At 74.2% G+C, this 26188-nt stretch carries 23 protein-coding genes; 15 read left to right on the plus strand and 8 right to left on the minus strand.

The annotated features are described in order from the left end of the window. Nucleotides 1–77: 77 nt before the first annotated feature. The 3 genes from ACTMS2_RS25895 to ACTMS2_RS25905 are packed head-to-tail and all read right to left on the minus strand — an operon-like array spanning nucleotide 78 to nucleotide 3286. Nucleotides 78–1157: an alcohol dehydrogenase catalytic domain-containing protein gene (locus ACTMS2_RS25895; protein ID WP_441177745.1), complete on the minus strand. Its 1080-nt coding sequence runs from the start codon at nucleotides 1155–1157 to the stop codon at nucleotides 78–80. Then, the gene (locus tag ACTMS2_RS25900) at nucleotides 1154–2572 is read right to left on the minus strand and encodes an aldehyde dehydrogenase family protein (RefSeq protein ID WP_441177746.1); all 1419 of its coding nucleotides are present in this window, start codon (nucleotides 2570–2572) and stop codon (nucleotides 1154–1156) included. Before ACTMS2_RS25900 ends, ACTMS2_RS25895 begins: the two co-directional genes overlap by 4 nt. Before the next feature lie 48 nt (nucleotides 2573–2620). Beyond that, nucleotides 2621–3286 carry a TetR/AcrR family transcriptional regulator gene (locus ACTMS2_RS25905; RefSeq protein ID WP_088999802.1) on the minus strand — a complete coding sequence of 222 codons (666 nt, stop codon included), beginning with the start codon at nucleotides 3284–3286 and terminating at the stop codon, nucleotides 2621–2623. A gap of 89 nt (nucleotides 3287–3375) precedes the next feature. Between ACTMS2_RS25905 and ACTMS2_RS25910 the strand changes: the two genes are divergently transcribed. The 10 genes from ACTMS2_RS25910 (at nucleotide 3376) to ACTMS2_RS25955 (ending at nucleotide 14354) form a co-directional block, all read left to right on the plus strand. Next, nucleotides 3376–4524: an acyl-CoA dehydrogenase family protein gene (locus ACTMS2_RS25910; RefSeq protein ID WP_441177747.1), complete on the plus strand. Its 1149-nt coding sequence runs from the start codon at nucleotides 3376–3378 to the stop codon at nucleotides 4522–4524. Between the two features lie 16 nt (nucleotides 4525–4540). Beyond that, nucleotides 4541–5299 (plus strand): 3-oxoacyl-ACP reductase FabG, encoded by a 759-nt coding sequence (gene fabG / locus ACTMS2_RS25915; protein WP_441177748.1) that lies wholly within the window; start codon nucleotides 4541–4543, stop codon nucleotides 5297–5299. A gap of 34 nt (nucleotides 5300–5333) precedes the next feature. Then, entirely contained in the window at nucleotides 5334–6506 is a 1173-nt protein-coding gene (locus ACTMS2_RS25920) for an acyl-CoA dehydrogenase family protein (protein WP_101410776.1), read from the plus strand. Further along, entirely contained in the window at nucleotides 6503–6970 is a 468-nt protein-coding gene (locus tag ACTMS2_RS25925; RefSeq protein WP_441177749.1) for a MaoC family dehydratase, read from the plus strand. The genes ACTMS2_RS25920 and ACTMS2_RS25925 overlap by 4 nt, the downstream gene beginning before the upstream one ends. A 255-nt stretch (nucleotides 6971–7225) precedes the next feature. Then, nucleotides 7226–8038, plus strand: a complete 813-nt coding sequence (locus ACTMS2_RS25930) for a SigB/SigF/SigG family RNA polymerase sigma factor (RefSeq protein ID WP_088999807.1) — start codon at nucleotides 7226–7228, stop codon at nucleotides 8036–8038. A 226-nt stretch (nucleotides 8039–8264) separates the two neighbouring features. Then, a complete protein-coding gene (locus ACTMS2_RS25935) occupies nucleotides 8265–9491 on the plus strand; it encodes a M20/M25/M40 family metallo-hydrolase (protein WP_441177750.1) in 1227 nt (408 codons plus the stop codon). A 155-nt stretch (nucleotides 9492–9646) separates the two neighbouring features. Further along, nucleotides 9647–10246: a nitroreductase family protein gene (locus tag ACTMS2_RS25940; RefSeq protein WP_363904798.1), complete on the plus strand. Its 600-nt coding sequence runs from the start codon at nucleotides 9647–9649 to the stop codon at nucleotides 10244–10246. A 230-nt stretch (nucleotides 10247–10476) separates the two neighbouring features. After that, nucleotides 10477–11280, plus strand: coding sequence for a TIGR03084 family metal-binding protein (locus ACTMS2_RS25945; RefSeq protein ID WP_441177751.1), 804 nt, complete (start codon nucleotides 10477–10479; stop codon nucleotides 11278–11280). Nucleotides 11281–11557: 277 nt separating this feature from the next. Continuing rightward, the gene (locus ACTMS2_RS25950; RefSeq protein WP_357723136.1) at nucleotides 11558–13135 is read left to right on the plus strand and encodes a GMC family oxidoreductase; all 1578 of its coding nucleotides are present in this window, start codon (nucleotides 11558–11560) and stop codon (nucleotides 13133–13135) included. 34 nt (nucleotides 13136–13169) lie between these two features. After that, on the plus strand, nucleotides 13170–14354 hold the full coding sequence (locus ACTMS2_RS25955; RefSeq protein ID WP_441177752.1) for an acyl-CoA dehydrogenase family protein: 1185 nt from the start codon (nucleotides 13170–13172) through the stop codon (nucleotides 14352–14354). Nucleotides 14355–14869: 515 nt separating this feature from the next. Here the strand turns inward: ACTMS2_RS25955 and ACTMS2_RS25960 are convergent. From ACTMS2_RS25960 to ACTMS2_RS25980, 5 genes are all read right to left on the minus strand, one after another. Continuing rightward, a complete protein-coding gene (locus ACTMS2_RS25960) occupies nucleotides 14870–16501 on the minus strand; it encodes a DHA2 family efflux MFS transporter permease subunit (RefSeq protein ID WP_441177753.1) in 1632 nt (543 codons plus the stop codon). After that, nucleotides 16485–17576 (minus strand): carboxymuconolactone decarboxylase family protein, encoded by a 1092-nt coding sequence (locus tag ACTMS2_RS25965; RefSeq protein WP_441177789.1) that lies wholly within the window; start codon nucleotides 17574–17576, stop codon nucleotides 16485–16487. The genes ACTMS2_RS25960 and ACTMS2_RS25965 overlap by 17 nt, the downstream gene beginning before the upstream one ends. A 178-nt stretch (nucleotides 17577–17754) precedes the next feature. Beyond that, nucleotides 17755–19389: an FAD-dependent oxidoreductase gene (locus tag ACTMS2_RS25970; protein WP_441177754.1), complete on the minus strand. Its 1635-nt coding sequence runs from the start codon at nucleotides 19387–19389 to the stop codon at nucleotides 17755–17757. After that, nucleotides 19386–19955 (minus strand): DUF5987 family protein, encoded by a 570-nt coding sequence (locus ACTMS2_RS25975; protein WP_088999814.1) that lies wholly within the window; start codon nucleotides 19953–19955, stop codon nucleotides 19386–19388. The genes ACTMS2_RS25970 and ACTMS2_RS25975 overlap by 4 nt, the downstream gene beginning before the upstream one ends. Nucleotides 19956–20278: 323 nt before the next feature. Beyond that, nucleotides 20279–21340, minus strand: coding sequence for an SDR family NAD(P)-dependent oxidoreductase (locus ACTMS2_RS25980; RefSeq protein WP_441177755.1), 1062 nt, complete (start codon nucleotides 21338–21340; stop codon nucleotides 20279–20281). 190 nt (nucleotides 21341–21530) lie between these two features. Between ACTMS2_RS25980 and ACTMS2_RS25985 the strand changes: the two genes are divergently transcribed. From ACTMS2_RS25985 to ACTMS2_RS26005, 5 genes are all read left to right on the plus strand, one after another. Next, nucleotides 21531–22604, plus strand: coding sequence for a carboxymuconolactone decarboxylase family protein (locus tag ACTMS2_RS25985; RefSeq protein WP_441177756.1), 1074 nt, complete (start codon nucleotides 21531–21533; stop codon nucleotides 22602–22604). 113 nt (nucleotides 22605–22717) lie between these two features. Continuing rightward, the gene (locus ACTMS2_RS25990; protein WP_231926041.1) at nucleotides 22718–23296 is read left to right on the plus strand and encodes a hypothetical protein; all 579 of its coding nucleotides are present in this window, start codon (nucleotides 22718–22720) and stop codon (nucleotides 23294–23296) included. Continuing rightward, nucleotides 23254–23892 carry a copper resistance CopC family protein gene (locus ACTMS2_RS25995; protein ID WP_441177757.1) on the plus strand — a complete coding sequence of 213 codons (639 nt, stop codon included), beginning with the start codon at nucleotides 23254–23256 and terminating at the stop codon, nucleotides 23890–23892. Before ACTMS2_RS25990 ends, ACTMS2_RS25995 begins: the two co-directional genes overlap by 43 nt. 117 nt (nucleotides 23893–24009) lie before the next feature. After that, nucleotides 24010–25005, plus strand: coding sequence for a DUF1702 family protein (locus ACTMS2_RS26000; protein ID WP_441177759.1), 996 nt, complete (start codon nucleotides 24010–24012; stop codon nucleotides 25003–25005). Between the two features lie 217 nt (nucleotides 25006–25222). Then, the gene (locus ACTMS2_RS26005; RefSeq protein WP_441177760.1) at nucleotides 25223–26185 is read left to right on the plus strand and encodes a DUF1702 family protein; all 963 of its coding nucleotides are present in this window, start codon (nucleotides 25223–25225) and stop codon (nucleotides 26183–26185) included. Nucleotides 26186–26188 lie beyond the last annotated feature (3 nt).

The raw sequence follows: 26188 nt of genomic DNA on the forward strand, positions 1-26188 counted from the left end.
GCGTCGATCATGCGGTTGCGGTGCCCACGCCGCGAAGTGGCGGTGACCGCCGACCACAGGTGCGTGATCGACGCGGGTCAGGGGGTGGGGAGGACGATCGTGCGGGCGCCCTCGCCCCGGGACATGCGGGCGAAGGCCTCGGGGGCGCCGTCGAGGGTGGTCCGGTCGGTGACCAGGTAGCCGAGGTCGAGGGTGCCGTCGAGCACGGCGCGGGCGAGGTCGGGCACGTCCCGGTCCGGGTCGGAGGAGCCGTAGACCGAGGAACGCAGCGTCCGGGCCGAGTGGAAGATGTCCAGCGCGCCCAGCCCGACGATGTCGTCCTTGGCGCCCATGCCGACGACGGTGACCTGGCCGCCCCGGCGGGTCGCGCGCCAGGCGGTGCGGATGGTGGCCGCGCGACCGACGCACTCCAGCGCGTGGTCGACGCCCCGCCCCCCGGTGCGCCCCCGGACCGCCCGGTTGAGCGACTCGTCGGCGAGCAGGAAGTCGGTGGCCCCGGCCGCGGTGGCCAGCGCCGCCTTGGTCGGGGAGACGTCGACGGCGAGCACCGGGTCGGCGCCGGCGGCCCGCGCGGCGGAGACCACCGACAGGCCCACCCCGCCGAGGCCGATCACGGCCACCGACTCGCCGGCGGCCACCTTCGCCGTACGGCGGACCGCGCCGACGCCGGTGAGCACGGCGCAGCCGAGCAGCGCCGCCGCCTCGAAGGGCAGCTCCGCCGGGACTCCGATGACGGCGTCCTGCGGCACCACCACCTCCTCGGCGAGGGCGCCGAGGCCGAGCGTGACGTGCAGGGGCTCGCCGGACGGCGTCCGCCCCCGGGGCGCCGAGGGCGCTCCGGTGCGCTCGCACAGCCACGGCTCGTCCCGCCGGCAGTACCAGCAGTCGCGGCAGGGCGGGGCCCAGTTCAGCACCACGTGCGCGCCCGGCGCGACCCGCGTGACCCCCTCGCCGACCTCGGCCACCACCCCCGCCGCCTCGTGCCCCAGCACCAGCGGGTACGGCGGCGCGAGCGTGCCGTCGACCATGGACAGGTCGGAGTGGCAGACGCCGGCCGCCCGGACGCTCACCCGTACGTCGTGCGGGCCCAGGGCGGGCAGCTCGATCTCCTCCACCCGCAGCGGGGCGCCGACGGCCCGTACGACCAGCGCCCTCATCGCTGGATGGCCTTGACCTGGAGGAACTCCTCGAGCCCGTGCCGGCCCAGCTCCCGGCCGAGGCCGGACTGCTTGTAGCCGCCGAACGGGGCGAGCGGGTTGAAGGGGGCGCCGTTGACGTCGACGGCGCCCGTACGCATCCGCCGGGCCACCCGCAGCGCCCGCTCCTCGTCGGCCGACCAGACCGCGCCGGCCAGCCCGTAGCGGGAGTTGTTGGCGATGGCCACCGCCTCGTCCTCGTCGTCGAACGGCATGACCGCGAGCACCGGGCCGAAGACCTCCTCCTGGGCCAGGGCGCTGTCGGGGTCGACGTCGGCGATCACCGTCGGGGCGACGAAGTAGCCCCGCTCGGGCAGCGGGGCGTCGGGCCCGCCGGCGACGAGTCGGCCCCCGTCGGCCAGTCCTCGGGCGACGTGCCCGAGGACCCGTTCCCGCTGCGCGGCGGAGACCAGCGGGCCGAGCCGGGTGGCCGGGTCGAACGGGTCGCCCAGCCGGTAGCCGGCCGCGGCCTTGGCGGCCAGGTCGAGGGCCTCGTCGTAGCGGTCGCGGTGCACCAGCAGGCGGGTCCAGGCGGTGCAGGTCTGCCCGGAGTTGAGGAAGGCGTTGCCGACCCCCACCTTCACGGCCGTGCCCAGGTCGGCGTCGTCGAGGACGAGGTTGGCCGACTTGCCGCCGAGTTCCAGGGCGACCCGGGCGATCCGGTCGGCGGCGAGGTGAGAGATCCGCCGGCCGGTGGCCGTCGAGCCGGTGAAGGAGACCATGTCGACGTCGGGGTGCGCGGCGATGGCCTCGCCGACGACGGGGCCGGTGCCGGTGACCAGGTTGACCACCCCGGGCGGGAAACCGGCCTCGTGGATCGCGTCGAAGAGCAGGTACGCCGTCAGCGGGGTCAGCTCGCTGGGCTTGAGCACCACCGTGCAGCCGGCGGCCAGGGCGGGGGCCAGTTTCGCGACGACCTGGTGCAGCGGGTAGTTCCACGGGGTGATCGCCCCGACCACGCCGACCGGCTCCCGGAGCACCAGGGAGTTGCCGACGGTCTCGTCGGCCGGGGGGCGGGCGGCCAGCTCGACGTAGCTGTGCAGGACGGTCAGCGGCAGGCCGGCCTGGACCCGGGTGGCCACCTTCAGCGGGGTGCCCAGCTCCAGGGCGACGGTGCGGGCGATCTCGTCGGCCCGGGCGGAGAGCGCGGCGTGCAGCCGGTCCAGGCGGGCGGCCCGCTCGGCGGGCGCGGTGTCGGCCCAGCCGGGGAAGGCGGCCCGGGCCGCCGCGACGGCGCGGTCGACGTCGGCGGCGGTGCCGGCCGGGACGGCGGCGATGACCTCCTCGGTCGCCGGGTTCCGCACCGCGACGGTCTCCCCGGCGCCGGCGGCGACCCACTGTCCGTCGAGGTAGAAGTCGGTCCGTGCGAGATCCATCGTGCCCCTCATGTACGTCGGCCAAAACTAGCAGCGCAAGTTTTGACTTTAGTACGCGTCGCCGGCCGGCGGGAGGGGTGGCAGCGGCCCGATGTGCTCCTCGTAGGTGCGCGACAGCCCGTGGATCAGCGCGTCGAGGCCCAGCGCGAAGGCGCCCTCGTCCACCTGCTGCTGGTGCTCGGCCAGCCGGTGGGCCTGGGTCAGGTGCGGGTACTGCTCCGCGTACAGCCCCGGGTCCTCGACGAAGCCCCGGGCGAACGAGCCCAGCGCCGAGCCGGCCACGAAGTAGCGCATGAGTGCGCCGATGTGGGTCGCCCGGGCCGGCGGCCACCCGGCGGCGACCAGTCCGCCGTAGACGGCGTCGGCCATGGTCAGCGCCGCCGGTCGGCGCCCCGGGCCCCGGGCCAGGTACGGCACGATGTTCGGGTGCGCCGCCAGCGCGGCCCGGTAGGAGTGCCCCCACCGGCGCAGCGCCTCGCGCCAGTCGACGGTGCCGAAGAACGACACGTCCACCTGGCCGGTGACGCTGTCGGCCACCGCGTCGAGGATCTCGTCCTTCGTGGCGAAGTGGTTGTAGAGCGACGGCCCCCGTACCCCGAGTTCGGCGGCGAGGCGGCGGGTGGAGAAGCCCTCCAGCCCCTCGGCGTCGATCAGCGCGGCGGCGGTCTCGACGATCCGCTGCCGGCTGAGCAGCGCCTGCCGCGGCCGGGGCATCCGGTCCTCCTTCGCTCGGGTCGTCCCTCGCAGACTCTGCCACAACCGGGTCTGGACGGAATTAAACTTGCACCGCTAGTTTAAGGCTCATGGATCTGGAACTCTCCGCCGAGCAGGCGGCGGTCCGCCGGCTCGCCGCGGACTTCGTCGACCGCGAGGTGGTGCCGCACGCCGCCACCTGGGACCGCCGGGAGTCCGTCGACCCCGACATCGTCGGCAAGCTCGGCGAGCTGGGCTTCCTGGGTCTCACCATCGGCGAGGACGACGGCGGGTCCGGCGGCGACCACCTCTCCTACTGCCTGGTGCTGGAGGAGCTCGGCCGCGGCGACTCCGCCGTACGCGGCATCGTCTCGGTCTCCCTCGGCCTGGTCGCCAAGTCGATCGCCGCGCACGGGACCCCGGCCCAGCGGGAGCAGTGGCTGCCCCGGCTCTGCTCCGGCGCGGCGCTCGGCTGCTTCGCGCTGACCGAGCCGGACAGCGGCTCCGACGCCGCCGCGCTGACCACCCGGGCGGTGCGCGACGGCACCGACTGGCTGATCACCGGCGCGAAGATGTTCATCACCAACGGCACCACGGCCGACGTCGCGCTGGTCTTCGCCCGCACCGGCGGCCCCGGGCACCGGGGCATCAGCGCGTTCCTGGTGCCCACCGACGCGCCGGGCCTGACCCGGCGGGAGATCCACGGCAAGCTGGGCCTGCGCGGGCAGGCCACCGGGGAGCTGCGCTTCGACGGCGTACGGGTGCCGGACTCGGCGCGCCTGGGCGAGGAGGGCGCCGGCTTCCGGCTCGCGCTGGCCACCCTGGCGAAGGGGCGGATGTCCGTGGCCGCCGGCTGCGTCGGCATCGCCCAGGGCTGCCTGGACGCGGCCGTCGGCTACGCCGGGCAGCGCACCCAGTTCGGCAAGCCCATCGCCGCCCACCAGCTCGTGCAGCAACTGCTCGCCGCCATCGCCGTCGACACCGACGCCGCGCGCCTGCTCGTGTGGCGGGTGGCCGACCTGATCGACCGGGGCGAGCCGTTCGCCACCGAGGCGTCGATGGCCAAGCTCTTCGCCAGCGAGGCCGCCGTGCGCGCGGCCAACAACGCGGTCCAGGTCTTCGGCGGCTACGGCTACATCGACGAGTACCCGGTCGGCAAGTACCTGCGCGACGCCCGCGTCGCCACCCTCTACGAGGGCACCAGCCAGATCCAGCAGCTGCTCATCGGGCGCGCGCTCACCGGCGTCAACGCCTTCTAGAAGCCAGGGAGAAACCGTGACCAGATTCGCCGACCGGGTCGCCGTCGTGACCGGCGCCGCGCAGGGCATCGGCGCGGCCACCGCGCACCGGCTGGCCGCCGAGGGCGCGGCGGTCGCCGTGGTCGACCTCGACGCGGCGCGCGCCCGGGCCGTCGCCGACGAGATCGCCGCCGCCGGTGGCCGGGCCGTCGGCATCGGCTGCGACGTGACCGACGCCGGGGCGGTCGCCGCGATGACCGACCAGGTCCTCCAGGCGTACGGCGGGCTGCACGTGCTCGTCAACAACGCCGGGATCACCCGCGACAACCTGCTGTTCAAGATGCCGCTGCCCGAGTGGGAGGCGGTGCTGACCACCAACCTGACGAGCATGTTCCTGTGCTGCCAGGCGGCGCAGGAGCACATGGTGGCGGCCCGCTACGGCCGGATCGTCAATCTCAGCAGCCGCTCCGCGCTCGGCAACCGGGGCCAGGTCAACTACGCGGCGGCCAAGGCCGGCGTCCAGGGCCTCACCGCCACCCTCGCCGTCGAGCTGGGCCCGTTCAACGTCACCGTCAACGCGGTCGCCCCCGGCTACGTGGCCACCGCGATGACCGCCGCCACCGCCGAGCGGGTGGGCAGCAGCCCCGAGGCGCACCAGCGGGCGGTCGCCGAGCACACCCCGCTGCGCCGGGTCGCCCAGCCCGCCGAGATCGCCTCGGCGATCGCCTTCCTGGCCAGCGACGACGCCTCGTACGTCAGCGGCCAGACCCTGTACGTCAACGGCGGCGCGCGCTGAGGCGCGTACCACCGCACCCGACCCCGGAGGGGACATGGACTTCGCGCTCTCGGACACCGAACGGGCCATCCGCGACACGGCCCGCGACTTCATCACCAGGGAGGTCATGCCGCTGGAGCAGGAGCTGCTGCGGCGCGAACGCGCCCACCGGCCCGGGCTGGAGCCCGACGAGCTGCGCGAGTTGCAGCTCAAGGCGCGCGCGTTCGGCTTCTGGGGGCTGGCCACCCCCGAGGCGTACGGCGGCATGGACCTGCCGGCCGTCACCCAGTCGCTGATCTGGACCGAGCTGGGCCGCTCGTACGTGCCGTTCCGCTTCGGCGGCGAGGCCGACAACATCCTGTTCCGGGCCAACGAGGAGCAGCAGCGGGAGTTCCTGATCCCGACGATCGAGGGGGAGCGGCGCAGCTGCTTCGCGATCACCGAGCCGGGCGCCGGGAGCGACGCCGCCAACATCCGGCTCAGCGCCCGCCGCGACGGCGACGACTGGGTGCTCAACGGCGAGAAGACCTTCATCACCGGCGGCAACGAGGCCGACTTCGCCATCGTCATCGCGGTCACCGACCGGGAGAAGGGGGCCCGCAACGGCGGTGCCACGGCCTTCCTGGTGGACCGGGCGATGGGCTGGCGCTCGGAGTTCATCCAGACCATGGGCGAGGGCGGGCCCGCGGCGCTGGTCTTCGACGACGTACGGGTGCCGCAGCGCAACATCCTCGGCGAGCCCGGTCAGGGGTTCGCCCTCGCGATGGAGTGGATCGGCAAGGGGCGCTACACCATCCCGTCGCACGCGGTCGGCATCGCCGAGCGCGCGCTGCGGATGGCGATCGACTACGCCACCACCCGCCAGACGTTCGGCCGGCCGATCGGCGACAACCAGGCGATCCAGTGGATGATCGCGGACTCCGAGACCGAGCTGGAGGCGGCCCGCTGGCTCATCCTGCGGGCGGCGTGGACGGTGGACCAGGGCATGGACCCGCGGCACGCCTCCTCCATGGCGAAGCTCTACGGCGCCGGCATGGTCAACCGCGTGGTCGACCGGGTGCTCCAGATCCACGGCGGCATGGGCTACACCCGGGAGCTGCCCGTCGAGCGTTGGTACCGGCAGGTGCGGCTCTACCGCATCTTCGAGGGTACCGACGAGATGCAGCGGCTCATCATCGCGCGCGACCTGCTGCGCGGCTACACCCGGCTGGGAGGGCACCTGGCATGAGGACCTTCGACTCCCTCGACGAGCTGGCCGCGGCGGTCGGGCAGACCCTCGGCCCGGGGCCGTGGCAGCGGATCGACCAGGGGCGCGTCGACCTGTTCGCCGACGCCACCGACGACCACCAGTGGATCCACCTCGACCCGGAGCGGGCCGCCACCGGCCCGTACGGCGGCACGATCGCCCACGGCTACCTCACGCTGTCCCTGCTGCCGGCGCTGGCGGGCCGGCTCTACCGGGTGCGGGGCGTACGGATGGGGGTCAACTACGGCCTGAACCGGGTGCGGTTCCCCGCCCCCGTACGGGTCGGCACGGCGGTCCGGGCCGTCGCCACCATCGTCGAGGTGTCCCCGGTGGCGGGCGGGGTGCAGTTGGTCACCGCCGTGACCGTGGAGTGCGACGCGGGCGGCAAGCCGGTCTGTGTCGCCGAGACGGTGAGTCGGCTCTACGGGCAGCCACCGTCCCCCTGAGCCCGCCGGCGGCGCTGAGCCACCCTCGCGGCCCTGGTGCGGGCGCCCGCAGTCCCTGCGTCGTCCCGCGCCTTCGCGGCCGATGGTGGGCGGTTTCGTGGTGCGCGCCACACCATCCTCGCCCTGTTTGGGAAATTCTGTCGCTTTCGTCCATCGGCCGTTCGGTTGATGTGGCGGCGGCCGTTGGTCTAGGGTGATGGCACTGCGGTCGTCGGTTCCCGGCGTCGCCGCATCGGTAGGACAGGGAAGGGCAGCATGATCACCACGACGACCGCGCCGACCGCCAGCACCGACGCCGCCACCACGGTCTCCGGTGACGAGACCCGCGCGAGCGAGCTGACCGCCGCCCTCGCCGCCCTGCCGGAGGGGCACCCCGACCGGCCGGCGCTGCGGGCGCGGGTCATCGAGGCGTGGCTGCCGCTGGCCCACCACCTCGCCTTCCGCTACAGCGGGCGCGGTGAGCCCAACGGGGACCTGGCCCAGACCGCGGCGCTCGGGCTGATCAAGGCCGTGGACCGGTTCGACGCCTCCCGGGGCGTCGACTTCGCCGGCTTCGCCATCCCGACGATCCTCGGTGAGATCAAGCGCCACTTCCGCGACCGCACCTGGAACATCCGGGTCCCGCGTCGCCTCCAGGAGCTGCGGCTGCGCATCTCCGAGGCCAACGGCACCCTCACCCAGACGCTCAACCGCGCGCCGACGGTCGCCGACATCGCCACCCACCTCGGCGTCACCGAGGAAGAGGTCCTGGAAGGGCTCGAGGGCGCGCGTGCCTACAACGCCGTCTCCCTGTCCACCCCCATCGGCGACGGCGACAGCGCCACCGAGCTCGGCGACACCCTGGGCGCCGAGGACGGCGAGTTCGAGCTGGCCGAGCTGCGCGTCGCCCTCGGCCCGGCGCTGGCCACCCTCGACGAGCGCGAGCAGAAGATCCTCACCCTGCGCTTCTACGGCAACCTGACCCAGAGCGAGATCGCGGCGCAGGTCGGCGTCTCCCAGATGCACGTCTCCCGCCTGCTCGCCCGCGCGCTGGTCAAGCTGCGCGGCCAGCTCGAGATGAGCCACTGACGAATCGCCGGGTCGGCCCCGCCGGCACCCGCTCGAGAACGGCCTCCGCGTCCGCCCCGCCGCACCCGGCGGGGCGGACGTCGCCGTCTGGGTCGCGTCGCGGTCCGGGGCGCCGTGACCCGCCCCCGTCTTCCAGGATGCCCTGTCGGCCCCGTACCCACCGCGTGCGTGCGGTGTCGGGCGTCGTGCCCTGTGGCGGCCGGGGCGGCGGTGCCACCATCGGATGATGGTGAATGTCGATATATTTCGGCGCGGGGCGCAGGCACGGGCGGCGGTGCTGACGGAGCGGTTGCGCCGGCTGGTGACCTGCGAGTCGCCGCCGGGCGCGGGCCCGGAGCTGGCCGCCTGCGCCGACCTGCTCCAGGCGTGGGGCGACGCCGCGCTGGGCCGGCGGGGGCGTCGCGTGGTCCTCGACGGACTGCCGCACCTGCTCTGGCCGGCCCCCGACCAGCGCGTGCTGCTGCTGGGTCACTACGACACGGTGTGGCCGGCCGGCACCATCTCCGAATGGCCCTTCACGCTGACCGGGAGCACCGCGACGGGGCCCGGGGTCTGCGACATGAAGGCCGGGATCGTGCAGATGCTCACCGCGCTGGAACTGCTGCCGGACACCTCGCGGATCGGGCTGCTGCTCACCTGCGACGAGGAGAGCGGGTCGGTGACCTCCCGCCCGCTGATCGAGGAGCAGGCCCGGCGCTCCGGTGCGGTGCTGGTCGGCGAGCCGAGCACCGAGGGCGGCGACCTGAAGGTCGCCCGCAAGGGCGGCTCCGTCTACCGGATCACGGTCGGCGGCCGGGCGGCGCACGCCGGCGTCGAACCGCACCGGGGCGTCAACGCCGGGGTCGAACTCGCCCACCACGTCCTCGCGGTGCAGGCCTTCGCCGCGGGGGAGACGAGCGTGACCCCGACGGTCCTCTCCGCCGGCACGATGACGAACGTGGTGCCCGAGTCCGCGGTCCTCTGCGTCGACGTGCGGGCCTGGACCCGCGAGGAGTTGCACCGGGTGGACCGGCTGGTCCGCGAGCTGACCCCCCGGCTTCCCGACGCGCGGCTGACCGTCAGCGGCGGGATCAACCGGTACCCGTTGCCGGCCTCCGTGTCGACGCCGCTGCTGCGGATCGCGCAGTCGGTGGCGGTGGACCTCGGGCTGCCGGCCGTGCGTGGCGTCGCCGCCCCGGGCGCCTCCGACGCCAACTTCACCGGCGCCCTCGGCGTACCGACCCTGGACGGCCTGGGCGGGGTGGGCGGCCTGCCGCACGCGCGCGGCGAGTACGTCGACGTCGCGCGGATGCCGGAGCGCACCGCGCTGCTGGCCGCCCTGACGGCCCGGATCCTCGCCGCGCCGCCGACCGGGCCCGCCGTCTCCCCGGAGCCGGGGGCGAGTGGGGCGATCGGCGGGCCCCGACCGCTCGACGCGGTACCCGCCGGGCAGGGCTCGTCGACGGACGGGTGAGGGCCACGGCCCGCGAGCGAGGCCTGCAAAGTCCGCACGGTTGCGTAAACGCGCCCCGCGCCGCTGGGCGATGCTGGATCCGTCGATCGCGCGGGGAGGCGCTCATGGCTGAAACGACCGGTGACCTGGAATCCGACTCGCCGACCTCGGGCGACATGGTGCGCACCGCGCGTACCTTCGCCGACCGGATGGCCGCCAGGCGCTCCATCCGGCACTTCTCGCCACGGCCGGTGCCGATGGAGGTGGTCGAGGAGGCGATCCGCGCGGCGGCGACCGCGCCGAGCGGCGCCAACCTGCAACCGTGGCGGTTCGTCGTGGTCACCGACGCGGCCCGCAAGCGCCGGTTGCGGGAGGCCGCCGAGGCCGAGGAGCGCGAGTTCTACGCCCGGCGCGCGCCGGCGCAGTGGCTGGAGGCGCTCGCCCCGATCGGTACGGACTGGCACAAGCCCTTCCTGGAGGTGGCGCCGGTCGTGATCGTGGTGTTCGAGGTGCACCAGGGCCCCCGCACCCCGAAGCCCTACTACGTGAAGGAATCCGTGGGCATCGCGGTCGGCGTGCTGATCACGGCACTGCACCACGCCGGCCTGGCCACCCTGACGCACACGCCGAGCCCGATGCGCTTCCTCAACGAGGTGTGCGAACGGCCACCGGAGGAACGTCCGTACCTGGTCATGCCGGTCGGCTACCCGGCGCCCGACGCGACGGTGCCGGACCTGGTCCGCAAGCCGCTGCCGGAGGTGCTGATCCGGCGGTGACGGCCGGGCCCCGGGCCGGCGGCACCGCACGGCGGGAGAAGACGCCCGACGGACCCGGGCCACATAGTGGAGGCACGTCGCCGAACGGGCGTACGACGGCCCCGTGCCGGACCGGATGAGTGAGTCATCCGTCCCGAGCGGCGAGCGGACATCCACCGGCAGCCTGCGACCACCGTGGCGGCTCGCGGTGCCGCGCACTCCTCGTCTGGCCCCTCAGGAAGGACAGAGACGTGACCGCCTCCCAGAACGTGATAGCCGCCCTGACGGCGGACGGCGAAGAGCTCGACAGCCTGGTCGCCGGCCTCGACGCCGACGGCTGGGCGCTGCCGACGCCCGCCCCCGGCTGGACGATCAGCCACCAGGTGGCCCACCTCGCCGCCACGTTCCGCCTCGCCGGGCTCGCCGCCGGCGCCCCGGCCAGGTTCACCGCGATGCTCTCGCAGCTCGGCGCCGACTTCGACGCCAACGTGGAGCAGGCGTTGGCCGAGTTCCTGGCGGACCCGCCGGAGGTGCTGCTGACCCGGTGGCGGGCCGAGCGCGACAAGGCGATCGAGGCCCTGGCCGCCGTACCGCCGAAGCAGATGGTGCCCTGGCTGGTCAACCCGCTGCCGCCCGCGGTCCTCGCCAGCGCCGGGATGATGGAGCTGTTCGGGCACGGCCAGGACATCGCCGACACGCTGGGCGTACGCCGCCAGGTCACCGACCGGATCCGCCACCTCGTCGCGTTCGCCGTGCGGGTCTGGGACTTCGGTTACCTGGCCCGGGGCCTGACGCCGCCGGACGAGGAGTTCCGCTTCGAGCTGACCGCCCCGTCCGGAGCCCGGTGGGACTTCGGGCCGCTCGACGCCGAGCAGCGGATCACCGGCCCGGCCCACGACTTCTGCCTGCTGGTCACGCGGCGCCGGCACCGCGACGACCTCCGGCTCACCGCCTCCGGCGCGCTGGCCGACCACTGGCTGGACATCGCCCAGGCGTACCGGGGACCGGCCGGGGCCGGTCGTGCCCCGGGCCAGTTCGCCCTGGCCGGTCGCTGACCGCCTCCTGCCCCGGCAGCCCGCCGTCGTCGCCCCGGCCGTCCCGGTCCGGGGCGACGCACGCCCGACGCGTCCTCGACGACGCCCGTCGCGACGGCGACCGTTTGTCGTCGCCGTTGCCGAAATGGCCGTCCCGCCGCCTCCTTTCCCCATCGCGACAGGGCCGGAACAAACAATTCGGACGATCGGACGGACGTCCCGCAGGAAAGCATTCTCGGAGGCGAACTCGGCGGCCCGTCGGCTCATCCTTGACCCAGCGCATTCTAAGGAGGAGTGAATGTACGACTATGTCGTCGTCGGCGGAGGAACCGCCGGTTGTGTGCTCGCGGCGCGGTTGAGCGAGAATCCGGAGGTGACGGTCTGCCTCATCGAGGCGGGGCCGGCGGACAAGGCGCCGAACATTCACATCCCGGCCGCCTTCGGCAAGCTCTTCCGCACCCACCTCGACTGGGACTACGACACGCACGACGAGCCGTTCCTCGACCGCCGTCGCGTCTACCTCCCGCGCGGGCGGGTGCTCGGCGGCACCAGCTCGATCAACACGATGGTCTACATCCGGGGGAACCGGCTCGACTTCGACGGCTGGCGGCAGCCGGGCTGGAGCTTCGACGAGCTGCTGCCGTACTTCAAGCGCTCGGAGGACAACGAGCGGGGCGAGTCGACGTACCACGGGGTCGGCGGCCCCCTGGCCGTCTCCGAGGGCCGGGCGAACAACCCGATGTCGAAGGCGTTCGTGGAGGCCGCGGCCGAGGCCGGGCACGCCGTCAATCCGGACTTCAACGGCGCCGAGCAGGACGGGTTCGGGTTCTTCCAGGTCACCCAGCGGGACGGCCGCCGTGCGAGCGCCGCGACCGCGTTCCTGCACCCGGCGCTCGACCGGCCGAACCTGACGGTCGAGACGAACCTCCAGGTGCACCGGGTCCTGTTCGACCACGGGCGGGCCGTGGGGGTCGTCGGTCACCGCCTGGACGAGGAGATCACGGTCCGGGCGGACCGCGAGGTGATCCTCGCCGGCGGCGCCTACAACAGCCCGCACCTGCTGATGCACTCCGGCGTCGGCCCCGCCGACCTGCTGGGCGCGCTCGGCATGCCGGTCGTGCTCGACCAGCCGGCGGTGGGCCAGGGGCTCCAGGACCACGCCCTGGTGCCGCTGATCTTCACGCACTCCCACCCGATCAGCCTGCTCGTCGCCGGGGCACCGGCCAACGTGGAGCAGTTCATGGCGGAGGGCCGGGGACCGTTGACGTCCAACGGCCCGGAGTCCGGCGGGTTCGCCCGGACCCGGGACGACCTGCCGGCTCCCGACGTGGAGTACCTGGGCGCGCCCGTCATGTTCGCCGACAGCGGCCTCGGCACGCCGACCCACCACGCCTTCTCGTACGGTCCGTCGATCCTCACCCCGCGCAGCCGGGGCTACGTCACCCTGGCCTCCGACGACCCGACGGCGAAGCCGAAGATCGTGCACAACTACTTCGCGGACGAGGCCGACATGCAGGTCGCGATCGACGGGGTACGGATCGGTCTGGAGATCTCCCGGCAGAGCGCCCTGAAGCCCTACACGGAGGCGGCCTACCAGCCGCCGGCGTCGGAGTCGGACGACGACCTGCGCACCTACGTCCGCCAGTACGCGCACTCCATCTACCACCCGGCCGGCACCTGTGCCATGGGCACCGTCGTCGACGCCGAGCTGCGGGTACGCGGCGTGGACGGGCTGCGGGTGGTCGACGCCTCGGTCATGCCGACGCTGATCCGCGGCAACCCGAACGCCGCGGTGCTCGCCATCGCCGAGAAGGCGGCCGACCTGATCAGCGGGGCCCCGCCGCTGCCCGTGAGCACCGCCGCGCTCGCTGCCTGACCGTAACGACACGACTATCTCGAAGGAGGACCGGGTGGAGGTCACCCAAGCACCGTCCAGGACCGAACTGGTCAAGCGGGCCACCGAGCTGGTGCCGCTGCTACGCAAGCACGCCAGCTGGTCGGAGGAGAATCGACGCCTGCACGACGAGGTGGTCGACGCGATGGCGGAGGCCGGCTTCTTCAAGATGCGGGTGCCCACCCGGTACGGCGGATACGAGTCCGACACCCGTACGCAGGCGGAGGTCACGGCCGAACTGGCCCGTGGCGACGGCTCGGTCGGCTGGACCATGTCGGTCTGGACGATCCCCGGCTGGATGGTGGGCATGTTCCCGGACGCGGTCCAGGACGAGGTCCACGCCACGCCTGACGTCCGGGTGTGCGGCACGCTGAGCCCGTCCGCGATGGCCACCCCCAAGGAGGGCGGCCTGGTGGTCAACGGCCAGTGGGGCTTCATCAGCGGCGCCCAGCACAGCCACTGGCAGGAGATCATCGCCATGGCGCCGACGCCGGACGGCGCCGGGCTCTGGCCGGTGATGGCGCTGGTGCCCATGTCGGACCTGGAGATCGTCGACGACTGGTACACGGCGGGCATGCGCGGTTCGGGCAGCGTCACCACCGTCGCCCGGGACGTCTTCGTGCCCCAGGAGCGGGTGCTTCCGCTGCCGGCGGTCCTGCAGAACCAGTTCGCCTCCGTCCTGAACGCCGACCTGCCGATGTACCGCACGACGCTGCTCGGCGTGGCCGCCGCCTCCTCCGTGGGCACCGTGGTCGGGCTGGCCAGGGCGGCCCGGGAGGTCTTCTTCGAGCGGCTGCCCGGCCGGAAGATCACCTACACCGAGTACGACAGCCAGCGCGAGGCCCCGATCACCCATCTCCGGGTCGCCGAGGCCGTCATGAAGATCGACCAGGCGGAGTTCCACGCCCACCGGGTCACCGGGCTGGTCGACGACAAGGGCCTGTCCGGCGAGCCCCTGACGCTGGAGGAGCGGGCCCGTTCCCGGGCCGACGTCGGCGCCGTCTGCCAGCTCGGCAAGGAGGCCGTGGACATCTTCAACATGGCCAGCGGCGGCTCGTCCATCTACAACAGCGTGCCGATCCAGCGCATCGCCCGCGACACGCAGGTCGTGAACATGCACGCGCTGATGCTGCCGGAGACCAACTACGAGCTGTACGGCCGGGTCCTCTGCGGTCTGGAGCCCAACTCGCCGTACATCTGACGCACGGGCCCGACCGGTGCACGGCGCGGGCGCGGCGGACGACGAGGTCCGCCGCGCCCGCGCCGCTCGTGTCGGGTCCGCCGCGGTGGCGCCCGCCGAACCCGTCGTCCGGGTCCGGCGGGCGCCCTTTCCGTGCGCCCTGGAAGCGTTAGAAGTGGCGGCCGGAGACCGCGCCTGCGGCCTTTCCGGCTTCACGAACGACGGCTTCGCCTCACACGTGCGCGAATGCGGCGGGGATTCGTGTGAACGGGGTGGGGCTCGGCGGTTTCGCGCGACGGCGGACCGGACCCCGGAAACGCCGTCCGTGCGCCATTTCCGCGACGGCGATTCGTCGACCGCCGCGTCAGACAGCGCCACCGTGGAAGGGGATGGTGCGCGACGTCGTGCGCCTGGGGACGGCCACGCCTCCCGCCCCGCGCGCGCTCGACCTCACCACGGGAAGAACCGTCGGGCTCCCGGCCCGACGGTTCTCCCTGACAGTTTCCGGCCCGGCTGCGGCTCGCCGCGACCGGAGGTCACACCTCGTGAGATGGCGACCGTCGCAGGCGCAGCGCGAACAGGCTGCCGAGCAGCAGGACGCCCACCACCACGCCCAGCGCCGGCCGCACGGCCGGCAGGAAGGCGTCGGCGAAGGCGGCCTGCGCCGCCTCCCGGTACCGGTCGGCGAGCTCCGGCGGGGTCCCGGCCGGCACGACGAAGCCGCCGGCCTGGCCGGCGCCCAGCTTGACGCCCTCGCCGGCGGCCCCGCCGAATCCGTGCAGGAAGTCCGCCCGGGCCTCGGGAGGCAGCTGCGCCGCGCCCGCCCGGGCGGCCTCGGGCAGGGCGTCGGCCAACCGGTGTTGCAGGACGGCCCCGACGACCGCCGCGCCGAGCGCCCCGCCGACCTGGCGCGCCGTGTTGAGCACGCCCGCGGCGGCGCCGGCCAGGTGGGCGGGGACGTGGCGCATCGCCTCGGTGGTGGTCGGCGCGATGGACGCCCCCATGCCGACGCCGACGGCGATCAGCGGTACGACGAACGTGCCGGCCGTGGAGTGCGGCGTGACCAGCAGTGCCATGCCCAGCACGCCGAGCGCGTACACGGTGAGCCCGCCGGCGAGCAGCCGCCGGCCGCCGAGGCGGTCGGTGAGCCGCCCGGCGACCGGCGCGACGGCGCTGAGCACCACCGTCCAGGGCAGCGCGGCGAGGCCCGACTCCAGCGGGCTCATGCCGAGCAGCGCCTGCGTCTCGATGACGAAGACCAGCAGGAAGCCGTACAGCCCGAAGGAGCTGACGAGCGTGATCACCGTCGCCGGACCGAAGTTGGCGAGGCGGAACAGCGCGGGCGGGACGAGCGGCTCCCGCTGCCGGCGCTCGCGCAGCGCGAACACCACCGCGCACACCGCCGTGGCGACCAGGATCGCCGGGATGCCGACGGGCCCGTGTACCGTGCCCCAGTCGTGCCGTTCGCCCTCGATGAGGGCGTACATGAGGCCCACCAGCGCGGCCGTGGCCAGGAGCACGCCGACCACGTCGAGGTGACGCGGCCGGCGGGTACGCAGGTCGGGCACGAGCCACCAGGCCAGGGCGACGCCCGCCGCGCTGAGCGGCACGTTCAGATAGAAGATCCACTCCCAGCCGAGCTGGGTGATCACGAGGCCGCCGAGGGTGGGGCCGCTGACGGCGGCCACGCCGGCGACGGCGGTGAAGATCCCGAAGGCGGCGCCCCGCCGCGAAGCCGGGAAGATGCCGGAGATCAGGACCAGCGCCTGCGGCAGCAGCGCGGCGGCGCCCACGCCCTGCACCACCCGCGCGGCGATGAGCTGCTCCGGTGACTGGGCGGCGCCGCAGAGCACCGAGGCCACCGCGAACACCGCCATGCCGGCCATGAAGACGGTACGCGGACCGAACAGGTCGCCGAGGCGCCCGGCGACGATCAGCAACGACGCCAGCGCCAGCAGGTAGCCGTTGAGCACCCAGAGCATGCTGTCGATGCCGGTGTCGAGGGACCGCATCATGTCCGGCACGGCCGTGTTGACGATGCTCGTGTCGAGCAGGATCAGGAAGTTGCCGAGGCACAGCACCAGCAGGGCCGCCCACGGGTTGACGGGCCTCGCCCGCGGCGGCGTCACCGGGTCGACGGCCCGCCCCGGGTCACGCCTCGCCCGCACGCGAGGCCTCCTCCCCGACGGCGGCGTCGGCGCCCGGCCCGCCGGCCGGGGGTGGCCCGAGGCCGCCACCGGACAGCCGCGCCCCGATCCGGCGGGCCGCGGCCAGGCTCGCCCAGGCCGTGACCGCGACCAGCGCGGCGTCGTCGGCGCCGCCGTCGCGACAGGCGGCGATGTCGGCGTCGGTGACCCGGTACGGCGCGAGCGCGGTCAGCAGCGCCAACCGGGCGGCGGGTCGCTCGGGCGGCGACAGCTCGGCGACCACGGCGTCGAACCACCGCCCGCCCGGCTCCGGGGGCGGCGGGTCGGCCACGCAGGCCAGGACCCGCCGCCGGACGTGCTCCGGCAGGGCGGCCGCGCCGGCGTGACGAACGGCCTGGCCGGCCCGGGCGAAGGCGGCGGCCACGTGCGGCTGCCCGACGGCCCAGGCCAGGTCGGCCTCCGGTGGCGCGGGCGGCAGCAGCTCCAGGGAACGACCGGGGGGCCGGCCGGAGCGGGCCAGCGCCCCCATGATGCGGGCGGCCGTGCGCCGGACGCCGGCACGGACCCCGGCCGGCGTGGGCGGCAACGGGGAGTCCTGGAGGAAGACGCTCACCATCCGGTTCAGGTAGTGGAAGGCCACCGCCACGCCGATCAGTTCCGGTCCGTGCTCGGCGGGGAACGGCGGGGGCCGGCGGCGCGCGGGGCTGTCGTCCCCGCTGTGCCGGGCCCAGTCGGCCAGGGCCCGCAGCCGGGGGTCGCCGATCCCGCCGACCCCGGCCGTCAGCCACCCGCCCGCGTCGCCCAGCAGCCCGGCCGCCGTCGCGCCGTGCACCTCCACGCAGTACGGGCACCGGTTGCTCTCGGAGACGGCGGCGGCGACCACCTCCTTCGCGTCGCGGCCGACCAGCCCTTCGGCGAGCAGCGTCTCGCGCAGCATCAGCCAGCACGCGCGCAGCACGTCGGGGGCGGGGGAGTGCAGCAGCACCGGGGGCGCGAGGACGCCGAAGTCGTCGGCCATCTGCCCGTAGACCCGCGCGACGGGCCCGTCGGCGGCGTCCGGGGCGACCGGCGTCACGTGCCGGACGTGGGTCAGCATGGTGCGGCTCGTCACCCGAGCCAGTCGCCTGCCCATCGGTTTCCTTCCTGGTAGGGCGGGCCGGGGCCGGGGGCGGGGCGCGCCCCCGGCCCGTCGTGGACGTAGGCGTGTGTCGAAGTCCCCGGCCGGACGCCGCCTGGACTCCGCCTCGGCTCGACCGAGGACTTCGACACACGCCCTAACCGGGTACGACCTGGGGCACCGCGGTGACCGTCCCGTCGGGCAGCGAGCCGTGGTAGGTGACGTCTATGCCACGCTCCTGCGCCGCCCGGACGATGCCGGGCACGGCGCGTTCGGCCAGCGCGGCGATGGTGAGGGCCGGGTTGACGGTGAGCGCGCCCGGCACCGCCGAGCCGTCGGTGACGAAGATGCCGGGGTGCTGGCGCAGCTCGTGCCGGTCGTCGAGGGCCGACGTCGCCGGGTCGTCGCCGATCCGGCAGGACGACAGCGGGTGCACCGTGTACGCGCCGACCACGTCGTTGGTCCACGGCATCACCCGGGCCAGCCCGTCGCGCTCCAGGATGTCCCGGGCGTCCGCGTCGGCGGCGGCCCAGCCCCGCAGCGTGTTGGCGGTGGGCCGGTAGCGCAACGGACCCCGGCCCAGCATCTGCTGGGAGATGCGGTCCGCGTTGCCGGTCGCCGGCGGCGGCCCGAAGACGCCCTCGTTGTCGTCCTCCGACATCGTGAACAGCGTCAGCCACGACTGCCAGCGGCGCAGCATGTCCTTCTTGGCCAGGCCGAACCAGCTCGGGCCCTGCGCGTCGGGCACCTGGGCGAGGATCGTGCCCAGCCCCAGCGGGAAGAAGAGCTGTTCGAGCGAGTACCGCTCGTACTCGGGCAGGTCCGGGTCGAGCCGGTCCCACGTCGCCACCGTCGGCCCGCGGCCGATCTGGTTGGCGTCGTAGCCCCTGCCGTCGGGCCGGCTCAGGCCGAGCACCTCCCGGACCCGGTCGTCGTCGAAGACGGCCGTGTTGAGCCGCTCCCCGTTGCCGGAGAAGTACCGGCCGACGGCGGTGGGCATGGTGCCCAGGGTGGGCTCCGAGCGTTGCAGGATCACCGGGGTGGCCCCGGCCCCGGCGGCCACGATGACGATCTTGGCGTCGATCGTCCCGCTGTCGTGCAGGATCCGGTAGTCCTCCGCGTCGACGATGCGGTAGTGCACCCGGTACCCGCCGTCGTCGGTGCGGGAGAGGTGCTGCACCTCGTGCAGCGGCCGGATCTCGGCGCCGTGCGCCAGGGCCGCCGGCAGGTAGTTGAGCAGCAGGGAGCGCTTCGCGTCGAAGCGGCACCCGGCCATCATCCAGTTGCAGTTGGTGCACTTGTCGACGTCCACCGCCGACGGCACCGGGTTGGCCGTGCGCCCGGCGTGCGCGCAGGCCGCCGCGAACAGGCCGCCGGCGTACGGCACCTTGTCCCAGCTCTGCATGGTCACCGGCAGCGACTCGCAGACCCGGTCGTACCAGGGGTCGAGCGTGGCGCGGGTGATGGCCGCCGGCCACATCCGGCGGCCGATGCTGCCCTGCCGCTCGAAGATGAACCGGGGCGCGCGCGGCATGGTGGCGAAGTACACGACGCTGCCGCCGCCGACGCAGTTGCCGCCGAGCACGCTCATCCCGTCGCCCACGGTGAAGTCGAAGATCCGGGTGTACGACGAGCCGAGCTTGAAGTCGTGGTCGAACTCCTCGCTGGACAGCCACGGGCCCCGCTCCAGGACCACCACGCGCGCCCCGCCCGCGGCCAGGTGGTAGGCGGGGATCGCCCCGCCGAAGCCGCTGCCGATCACCACGACGTCGGTGCTTGCGTTACTGGTCATGCCGGGCTCCCTGTGGGCGTGGTGTGCGGGTGCAGTCGCGACAGCGGGCGTCCGTACGAGTACTCGGGGAAGCGCCACAGCCCGTCGGCGTCGGGCTTGGTGATGCCGATCGCCAGCAGCCCCGGGTGCCCGGCGGCGAGGGCGTCGACGGTGTTCATGTGCGCGGCGCTGTCGTAGGCCATGTTGCTGAACAGGGCGAGCCCCACCCACATCTCCTTCTCCGGGTTGTCCGGGGCGAGCAGGTGGCTCAGCAGCGCGGTGCGGTGGTCGAACGCGAGCGCGACGAAGGGCGGCACGCTCGGATCGAGGGTCAGCCCGTTCGTCTCGGCGTACCCGCTCGCGTGGGCGTTGAGGGCCTCACTGAGCGTGCCCAGCATCAGCGACAGCCCGCCGGCCGGGTCCTCCATCAGGGCCAGCGCCCCGGACTCGACGGCGCCGCCGTCGGTCGAGACGCCCGCGATCGCCCGGTCGTCGGCGGACCGCTTCGCCCCGGGGATGATGGTGTCGGCGAACGCCTCCAGCGTCAGCACGCGCGCCTGCTGTTCCTCTGGTGTCTCCGGTTGCACGGCGGCTACCTCCTTTTGGGGCGGGCGCGTCGGTTTCCGGTCCCGCCAAGACGTTTTTCGGGCAGCCTTGACCGCCGCCCGGTAAGCGACGGAATCAAGGAATGAAATGGTGGTCGCCCGGAGTTTTCCGTGCGGTGTGGATGGTGCGTGAAGTTCTGCATCATCGTGGCGACCGACGCAGGTGGAACGCATCTTCCGTTTTGCTCAGGCCGAGGTCGCGATGGCCGCGGCGATTGGCGGAAAATTGCGCGCGGGAAGGGCGGGCTGCAATTTCCACGCGCGCGTCGTACGTGCGGCGGCCGGGCCCGGTTCCGGGCAGGGGGTCAGGCCGGTTCGGCGGCCCGGTGCGGCGCGGCGGCCGCCGGGAGCGCGGCGCGCCCGGCCTGGCGGCGGCTCAGCCGCCCCGTCCGGTGCAGCCAGCGCACGGTGTCGGCCAGCGTCTCGTCCAGCGACCGGCCCGCCGGCCCGAGCAGTTGCTCCGTCGGCGTGCCGTCCATCGGGCGGGCGGTGGCGCACAGGTAGATGGCGCCGTGCTCGGCGGGCAGGTGCACGGGCGACAGCCGCTGCGCCGCGCTGACCAGGTGCCCCATTGGCAGCAGGGCCCGCGCCGGCAGCCGCAGGGTGGGCAGGGCCCGCCCGGTGACCCGGCGCAGCGCGTCGACGAACTCGCGGGTCGTCACGTACCGGCCGGGGGCCGGGAAGCGGCGGGGGCCGCGCCCCGGTTCGAGCACCGCGGCGTGCAGCCGGGCCACGTCCCGCACGTCGCCGACGGGGAAGCCGCCGGTGGGCCACATCGGCATCAACCCGCGCAGCACGTTGCGTACCCGCGTCGTCTGGTCGCCCAGGTGCGGGTCGTCGGGCCCGAGCGAGGCGAGCGGGTACGTGACGACCACCGGCGCCCCGTCGTCCTGGTGCCGGCGCGCGACGTGCTCGGCGGCGGCCTTGCTGCGCAGGTACGCCTCCCGGGGCGCGCCGACCGGCGAGTCGACGGTCAGCGGCGAGCGCGCGGCCGGCAGCAGCACGCCGAAGGTGGAGACGTGGACGATCGGGTCGAGGCCCGCCGCCCGCGCCGCCCCGAGCACGACCTCGGTGCCGCGCAGGTTGACCGCCCGCATCCGCGCCCGGTCCCGGGAGTCGAAGCTGTACACGCCGGCCGCGTGCAGGGCGGCGGCGCAGCCGTCGGCGGCCCGGGTGACGTCGGCGGGGTCGGTGACGTCGCCGACGACCAGCTCCACCCGCCCGGCGTCGGCGCCCAACGCGGTCAGCACCCGTCGGGCGCGGGCCGCGTCCCGCACGAGCATCCGGACCCGGTGGCCGGCGTCGAGGATGGCCGCCGTCGAGTGGGAGCCGATGAATCCGGTGCCACCGGTTACCAGGACCAGCATCGCGACTCCCGCGGGTGGGGGACTGGGTCGTCGCCCATCATTCGCGGACGCCGCCGACCCCTCCTTCTCCCAGGGTGCTCAACCGGCGTCGATCGCGTTGCCCGCGCCCCCGCCTTCCCAATACTGGCATTGCCGCAGTCGTGGGAGCCGTCGTCGTGACCGCCCGGCGGCGCAGAGCAGGAGGCAGATCATGATCGCTCGTCGGGTGGCCTCGTCGGTGGTCCAGCGTCAGGTCAACTACGTCACGCCGGTTCCTCAGGGGTCCGCGCGGGGCCTGGTGGCGGCCGTCTACGCCCAGGTGGCGCAGGAGATGCAGCTGGTGGTGCCGCCGGCGCAGCTGCACTCCCCGTCGCCGGAGGTGCTGGCCGCGTACTGGATGGTCATGCGGGAGCCGCTGCTGCCGACGGAGAACGTGGACCGGGCGACGAAGGAGGCGGTGGCGGCCGCCGTGTCGGTGGCGAACATCTGCCCGTACTGCGTGGACATGCACAGCGTCGGGCTCTACGAGCTCTCCACCGAGCACGACGCGGAGGCGATCGTGGCCGACCGGCTCGCCGAGATCACCGACCGGCGCATCCGCGAGGCGGCGGAGTGGGGTCGTACGGCCCACCAGCCGCAGACCGCGCGCCCGGTCCTGCCGTTCGCGGAGCGGGACCGCCCGGAGCTCGTCGGCGTGGTGGTGGGCTTCCACTACGTCGCCCGCGTGGTCAACGTGTTCCTCGCCAACTTCCTGCTCCCGCCCGGGCTGACACCGCGGGCGCGGCGGCGCCTGAAGCGCGGTATCGGCTGGTTGTTGCAGGGGACGCTGCGCGACGCCCGGGAGCCGGGTCGCTCGGTGGAGCTGCTGCCGCCGGCGCCGCTGCCGGCGGAGGCGGCCTGGGCGGCGGGCAGCCCGCACGTGGCCGGGGCGATGGCCCGCGCCTACGCGGCGTTCGAGGCGGCCGGCGAGCGGGCGGTCCCGCCGGCGGTGCGGGAGCTGGTCCTCGAACGCCTCGACGCCTGGCGGGGGGAGGAGACCGGCCTGAGTCGACAGTGGTGCGAGCGGTTGATCGCGCCGCTGCCCGAGCCGGAGCGCGCCGCCGGCCGCCTGGCCCTGCTGACCGCGTTCGCCTCCTACCAGGTCGACGAGGAGGTGGTCACCGAGTTCCGCCGCCACCGGCCGGGTGACGCGGCCCTGGTCGACGCGGTGGCCTGGGCCAGCTTCGCCGCGGCCCGCCGGATCGGCGCCTGGTACGCCCCCGCCGGCTCGCCCGGGCCGGTCTGACGGATCCGCGACCCGAACTGAGCACGCAGGAAGACGCGTCGGCGTGTCGGTGTCGACACGCTGGGTGAGGGCGTGGCGTTCTCGCGCGCCCGTGACCCTTCCAAGGAGGCAACGTGACCAGCTACCAGGCGACCCTGCCCGGATCGTCCGGGCGTTGGGCGGCACTCAACGGCACGCACCACCGGGCCGCCCTGAACGCGTTTCTCGTGATCGTGCTGGCGCACTGGGCCGAGCACCTGGTGCAGGCGTACCAGATCTGGGGCCTGGGCTGGTCGCGGCCGGAGGCGCGCGGCGTGCTCGGCATGCCGTTCCCGTGGCTCGTCAGCTCCGAGTGGCTGCACTACGGCTACGCCATCGTGATGCTCGTGGGGCTGTGGATGCTGCGCCCCGGCTTCGTCGGGCGCAGCCGGAGCTGGTGGACCGCCGCCCTGGCGCTCCAGTTCTGGCACCACATCGAGCACCTGCTGCTGCTGTTGCAGGCGCAGACCGGCCGGCACCTGTTCGGCAGCCCCGTGCCCACCAGCCTGCTCCAGGTCGTGATCCCCCGGGTCGAGCTGCACCTGTTCTACAACACGGTCGTCTTCGTGCCGATGGTGATCGCGATGTACCTGCACCTGCGGCCCTCCGCGGCGGAGGAGGAGCTGATGGCGTGCAGCTGCCGGCAGCCCGGGGCCGCCGCGCAGCCGGCATGACCAGCGTGGACGGTGCCCGCCCGCCCGCGCCTCCCGCGCCGGCCGGGAGGGTGCAGCGGGCGGCGATCGTCGTGGCGGCCGGTGTCGTGCTGTCGATCGTCGCGCTGCTGGCCTTCGGCAGCCCGGCCGCGAGCCGGCGGCTGATGCTCCAGCCGGGCGACGGGTCGGTCGTCGGGTCGGCGCCCGCCGAGGTGACGCTCACGCTCGGCGGAGCCGAGTCGGCCGGGGACCCGCACCTGGCCGTCACCGGACCGACCGGGGCGGTCGTCTCGACCAGGAGGCCGGCCGTCCGCGACGGCCGCCTGGTCGTGCCGGTACGCGACGCCGGGCCGGGCGCCTACCGCGTTGCCTACCGCGTCCGGTTGCCCGACGGCCGGCAGGTCGCCGGCCTGGCCGGCTTCACGGTGACCCCCGGAGCCGCACCGGCCGGGCCCGTCGCCACGCCGGTCGGGGAGGCGGCCGCCGGCCACGACCACGCCCGGATCGACGGCATCAACGGCGTGCTCCTCCTGCTGGACCTGGGCCTCGTCGGGGTGGCCCTGCTGCTGATGTTCCTCCGCCCGCAGCGGGGGAGAGGACCCGTCACCGGCCCGTGACCCCGGGCGCGGGCGGATGAGCGCACAGCAGAAGAGGCGGCCCCGGCCGGCGCGAGGTGACGATGAAGTCACCCGCCGGCCGGGGCCGGCGTCGTCGTACCGACAGGGGGATCTGCCATGCCGACGGTACTGGGCTCCGTACGTCGACTGCTGATGGCGCCGACGCTCGCGGACGTCACCTTCGCGCGTCGGGGCTTCCCCGGCCCCGCCACGGAGGTCACCCGCCGGCTGGAGGCGGTTCCGCAGTCGGTGATCTGCGGATTCGAGTGGGGCATCGACACCCGCGACCCGTGGGAGCTGGAGCGCCGGCTCGCGCTCGTCGACCGGGAACTGCTCGGCTTCGCCTACGAGGGCGCCACGATGGCCTGCACCATCCTCGACGTGATGGGGCCCCGGCGCGGCACCCGCACCCGCGACCTGCTGCGGGGGCCCGGCGCGCCCCACCTCTTCCTCGCCTACATCGGCATCGGTTTCGCGATGGCGCGCCTACCGCGCCGCTTCTGGCGGCACGTCGTGCCCGACCTCACGGGCAACCCGTACCACCCGACGATGACCTGGCTGGCCGTCGACGGCTACGGGTTCGACCGCGCCTACTTCGACCTCGACCGGTGGGTGACCCGGCAGGAGCGGCTGGCGGCGTACCCGTGGCAGGGCCACGGCGACTACTTCCCGCGGGCCACGGACCAGGGCCTCGGGCGGGCGCTGTGGTTCATCCACGGCGCCCGCACCGCCGACGTGGCCGGGGCCGTGCGGGCCTTCGCCACCGACCGGCACGGCGACCTGTGGAGCGGGGTGGGGCTCGCCGCCACCTTCGCCGGGGGTGCCGACGCCGAGGCGCTCGTCGCGCTGCGCGCCGCCGCCGGTCCGTGCGCGCCGGACCTGGCCCAGGGCGCGGTCTTCGCCGCCAAGGCCCGCAGCCACGCCGGCTACGTGCCGGCGCACAGCGAGGCGGCGATGCACGCCCTCGGCGGGCGCTCCGTGGCCGCCGTCGCGGCGCTCGCCGACGACGTGGCGGTCCGCGCGGAGGACGCCGGGCGGCTGCCCGCGTACGAGGTCTGGCGGCGCAACGTCCGCGCGCACTTCGAGCCGGCCGACGTCGGTCACGACCGCTGAGCCGTCCGCGTCGTCCGCCCGGCGGTACGCGACCCCGGCGCGGACCGGGCCTCGTCGCGCCCGCCGTGCCGGCGCGCGGCCGGCCTCGGACGTGAACGCCTCGAATAATTGCGATGAATGCGCAAGGGTGAAGAAATCAACCCTTCCCACTTTTGCCATCATCGAAATGGATGTCCATCCCGGCAACGAAAACACCGACCCTTTGGGGGAACGTGCCATGCAGAGCCTGCGTGATCTGCGGCGCAGAATCCTGACGCCAAATATCTCCGAGACGAAATTGGACGTGCGCGGCTTCCACGTGCGCGACGAGGAATCGAAGACGCTGCTCGAAACCGTCGGCGCCTCATTCCTGGCCGGTTACGGATACGCCGCCGAGGCGCCGACGACCGCAGCGGCCGAACAGCGTCTGGAAACGGTGCCGACGCGTTTTCGTGGCTTCGCGTACGAGGGCGCCGGGATGGGCTTCGCCGTCCGGGACGCGCTGCGGCCGGGCCGCCCCCGGCACGTGGCGAGCCTGCTCGCCGGCCGGGGCGACGCGCACGTCTACATGGTGTACGTCGGCGTGGGCTGGGCGATGGCCCGGGTGCCCCGGTTCCGCTGGGGCCAGCTGTACGCCCCGGACCCGCTGCTGCGGTGGCTGGTGCTCGACGGCTACGGCTTCCACCAGGCGTACTTCCACACCGACCGGTACGTGTACGGGCAGTACCGCCACCCGCGGTTCCCGTGGCCGGCCGAGGGCCCGCGCGAGTACGCCGACCGGGTCATCGACCAGGGCATCGGCCGGGCCACCTGGTTCGTCGGTGGCACCGACGTGGACCGGGTGACGGAGATCTTCGCCGCGTTCCCCGCGCACCGGCGGGCCGACCTGTACGCCGGGGCCGGCCTCGCCGCCACCTATGCCGGCGGAGCCCCCGAGGCGGACCTGCACCGGTTCCGCGACCGTGCCGGCGACTACCGCGTGGACCTCGCCCAGGGCAGTGCCTTCGCGGCCGGGGCCCGGGTACGCGCCGGCCTGGTCGCCCCGCACAACGAGGTCGCCACGCAGGTGTTCTGCGGCATGTCCACCGCCGAGGCGGCGAAGGTCACCGACGTGACGCTGCCCCGCGGCCAGGACGGCGCCACGCCCGCCTTCGAGCGGTGGCGCCAGGCCATCGCCGCGGAGTTCGAGGGGCGGTGCTGACCG

The organism is Micromonospora sp. SD12 (assembly GCF_052068495.1).
Classification (GTDB): Bacteria; Actinomycetota; Actinomycetes; order Mycobacteriales; family Micromonosporaceae; genus Micromonospora; species Micromonospora echinofusca.

Coding starts and splice junctions, on each gene's coding strand:
- ACTMS2_RS25900 (WP_441177746.1), bottom strand. CDS start 2,572: ATGGATCTCGCACGGACCGACTTCTACCTCGACGGACAGTGGGTCGCC.
- ACTMS2_RS25950 (WP_357723136.1), top strand. CDS start 11,558: ATGTACGACTATGTCGTCGTCGGCGGAGGAACCGCCGGTTGTGTGCTC.
- ACTMS2_RS25895 (WP_441177745.1), bottom strand. CDS start 1,157: ATGAGGGCGCTGGTCGTACGGGCCGTCGGCGCCCCGCTGCGGGTGGAG.
- ACTMS2_RS25935 (WP_441177750.1), top strand. CDS start 8,265: ATGGTGAATGTCGATATATTTCGGCGCGGGGCGCAGGCACGGGCGGCG.
- ACTMS2_RS25965 (WP_441177789.1), bottom strand. CDS start 17,576: ATGCTGACCCACGTCCGGCACGTGACGCCGGTCGCCCCGGACGCCGCC.
- ACTMS2_RS26000 (WP_441177759.1), top strand. CDS start 24,010: ATGCCGACGGTACTGGGCTCCGTACGTCGACTGCTGATGGCGCCGACG.
- ACTMS2_RS25980 (WP_441177755.1), bottom strand. CDS start 21,340: ATGCTGGTCCTGGTAACCGGTGGCACCGGATTCATCGGCTCCCACTCG.
- ACTMS2_RS25905 (WP_088999802.1), bottom strand. CDS start 3,286: ATGCCCCGGCCGCGGCAGGCGCTGCTCAGCCGGCAGCGGATCGTCGAG.
- ACTMS2_RS25910 (WP_441177747.1), top strand. CDS start 3,376: ATGGATCTGGAACTCTCCGCCGAGCAGGCGGCGGTCCGCCGGCTCGCC.
- ACTMS2_RS26005 (WP_441177760.1), top strand. CDS start 25,223: ATGCAGAGCCTGCGTGATCTGCGGCGCAGAATCCTGACGCCAAATATC.
- ACTMS2_RS25940 (WP_363904798.1), top strand. CDS start 9,647: ATGGTGCGCACCGCGCGTACCTTCGCCGACCGGATGGCCGCCAGGCGC.
- ACTMS2_RS25985 (WP_441177756.1), top strand. CDS start 21,531: ATGATCGCTCGTCGGGTGGCCTCGTCGGTGGTCCAGCGTCAGGTCAAC.
- ACTMS2_RS25920 (WP_101410776.1), top strand. CDS start 5,334: ATGGACTTCGCGCTCTCGGACACCGAACGGGCCATCCGCGACACGGCC.
- ACTMS2_RS25930 (WP_088999807.1), top strand. CDS start 7,226: ATGATCACCACGACGACCGCGCCGACCGCCAGCACCGACGCCGCCACC.
- ACTMS2_RS25925 (WP_441177749.1), top strand. CDS start 6,503: ATGAGGACCTTCGACTCCCTCGACGAGCTGGCCGCGGCGGTCGGGCAG.
- ACTMS2_RS25970 (WP_441177754.1), bottom strand. CDS start 19,389: ATGACCAGTAACGCAAGCACCGACGTCGTGGTGATCGGCAGCGGCTTC.